The sequence below is a fragment of the Arthrobacter sp. 05L421 genome, from assembly GCF_056397785.1.
The window spans coordinates 1-2,384 of sequence record NZ_JBFTOC010000050.1; the positions used below are offsets into that span (position 1 = coordinate 1).

Annotated in this window: 2 protein-coding genes and 1 pseudogene; 2 read left to right on the forward strand and 1 reads right to left on the reverse strand. The window is 65.8% G+C overall.

Annotated elements, in window-relative coordinates; all coding sequences use genetic code 11:
* A pseudogene (locus AC1DKQ_RS22315) lies at positions 1 to 418 on the forward strand (hypothetical protein); the annotation flags it as partial.
* A gap of 552 nt (positions 419 to 970) precedes the next feature.
* Positions 971 to 1,414 carry a DUF1905 domain-containing protein gene (locus AC1DKQ_RS22320; protein WP_476885768.1) on the forward strand — a complete coding sequence of 148 codons (444 nt, stop codon included), beginning with the start codon at positions 971 to 973 and terminating at the stop codon, positions 1,412 to 1,414.
* A 216-nt stretch (positions 1,415 to 1,630) separates the two neighbouring features.
* On the opposite strand, the gene AC1DKQ_RS22325 is transcribed toward AC1DKQ_RS22320, so the two are convergent.
* A complete protein-coding gene (locus AC1DKQ_RS22325) occupies positions 1,631 to 2,107 on the reverse strand; it encodes a hypothetical protein (protein WP_476885769.1) in 477 nt (158 codons plus the stop codon).
* Positions 2,108 to 2,384 lie beyond the last annotated feature (277 nt).

The following is a 2,384-nucleotide window of genomic DNA, read 5'->3' on the forward strand; positions in this document are numbered from 1 at the left end:
CATTCTGCTGACCGACTCCGGCAGCGGCGACGGGCGCACGCTCCTTCTGGCAGCACTGCAGATCTGGGTAACAAACGTCATCGCGTTCGCCCTGGTCTTCTGGGAACTGGACCGCGGCGGACCGGTCGCACGGCGGAATACCCACCGCGGCGACCTCCCGGCTGCTGACTTCCGGTTTCCCCAGGACGAAGACCACGACGCCGTCACGGAAGTTGCGACGCGGTCCTCAGTCAAGAGCGGCTGGGTCGCTTCCTTCGTCGACTACACCTACTTCTCCCTCTCCAACTCCATGGCCTTCAGTCCCACCGACACCATGCCCCTGTCTCCCCGCGCCAAAATGATGATGGGACTCGAAGCCGCCGGAGGATTCGTTCTCCTGGCCCTCGTGATCGCCCACGCCGTCTCCCTGCTGGGCTAAGCCCTCGACCACAGGGTCCCCCGCCCTTGCGCGCCGGCAGCCAGCCAGCCGGATGCGCCCGAAAAGCTACGTGACCAAGGCGTGGCACCCACCACTTCGAAAACCCCACCCTATGTTCCTCGTTTTCGGCCTCAAAACGCTCCCGCTCGACCTGGCCGGACGCGTGACAACGTGCCGGAACTGCGGCCAATTCACCCGCTGCAGTAGCGGGCCACCAAACTCACCCTCTTCCTCATTCCTACGTTCACCACGTCCAAGACCTACGCCACTACCTGCACCAACTGCGGGCAGCGCTCAACCATCAACTCGCGCCAAAAGGGCGCCCTGGCGGATGAGGAGCACAGGCCGCAGCCGGACCGGCTACAACCCCTGGCCGGAGGACCAATCCGCGGTCACGAACCCCTCCGAAAGAGAATGCAGAGCCGGGCCATCCTTCCCGTGTCCTGCATGACGGTCTCCACCGCGACATCTTCCTGGGTCCTGGCCTAACTTCTTTGTGGGACGCCGCCGATCGACCAGCGCGTACCTGCCAACGGGAGGCATACTGTGAGCATGAAATTCACCACGACCATCCAGGGCAGCGGCAACAAAGCGGGCATCGAGGTCCCCGAGGACATCGTCAACGCACTCGGTGCCGGCAGGCGGCCGCCGGTGGTGGTAACCATCAACGGCCAAAGCTACCGCAGCAGCATCGCGGTGATGGGTGGCCAGAACATGGTCGGCGTCAGCGCCGCCAACCGGGAACTGACCGGCGCGGCCGCCGGGGACACCGTGGAGGTCGACGTCGAACTGGACACGCAACCGCGGGTCATCGACGTACCCGAAGACCTCGCGGCCGCCTTGGAGGCGGAACCCGAAGCGAAGGCCTTCTATGCGACGCTGCCCTACAGCAGCCAGCGGCGTTACGTGGAGCCGATCGCAGATGCCAAAACGGACGACACCCGCTCGCGCCGAATCGCCAAGGTGGTGGCCGACCTCAAGGCGGGCAAGAAGTAGCCCACGCCGGCCCGGGCTGTATCCGACGGCCAGCTGCCAGCCTCTGGGGGAGGCAAACCGGGCACGTACCGAGGAACCAAGAAATGAGGGCTGCACACCAATCCAGCTTGAGCGCTGTCTGGATCAGCCAAACCGGGGCCGCCAGCGGCGACAGCCACACCCTTTACGGGGTGCCCCCTAACTTGGGACCGGCGACCCTAGGCAGCCTTGATTGCATCAGGTCCGGGCTGCTGCGGGGGCCGGGTCCGCGCCGGGGTCCGCGCCGCCGGTACGCCGCACATCCACCGACACCGGCTCGTCATCCGCCCGCCGAAAAGAGAGCCAGGCCGCGACTCCCCCACTCACCGCTACGGCCACCACCCCGGCAATCAACCATGCCTTCCCGGACGCCGTCCGCCGCGGCTTAGCCGTCACTGCCGGGGCAACTTTCGGTGCAGCCCGCTTCAGGCCCTCGTGAACACGGGGAGCCAGAGTTTCCACTCCACCGGCGAGCTCGTCCGCGAGCCGCCGCAGACCGCTCTGGATCCTCGGGGACGCAGATTCAATCCCGGTATCGAGCCCCGCCACCACTCTTTGTAGTGCGGCCTCGACGCCGGGAGTGGCCCATTCCCTCCCCTTGGTGAGCTGGGACATGAGATTCTCTGAAAGCTGGCGGACCTGATCGGTCTGGGCGGTGGGTGTTGCCGTGCGCATGAGTGCCTCCTCGATGTTGGTGGATCCCCATAGCCTACGGCGGCCAGCGTCGTCGAAACAGGCCCCTCCCGGCCGCAGCAACAAAGAGCGCCGGGCTTCCTCGGGGGCACCGCTGAAGGTCTACCTGACACCTGCCTGCGGGAGTCCTGTACGCAGGTCAGTATTTGAGAGACGCATTTCAACGGCACCCCGCACGGCGGCCGTGACGGACGCTCATGGGCAATCCCCGTTCATTTGGATTCGGCTCCCACAACGCCGCGCTGGTCATCATGCTGAC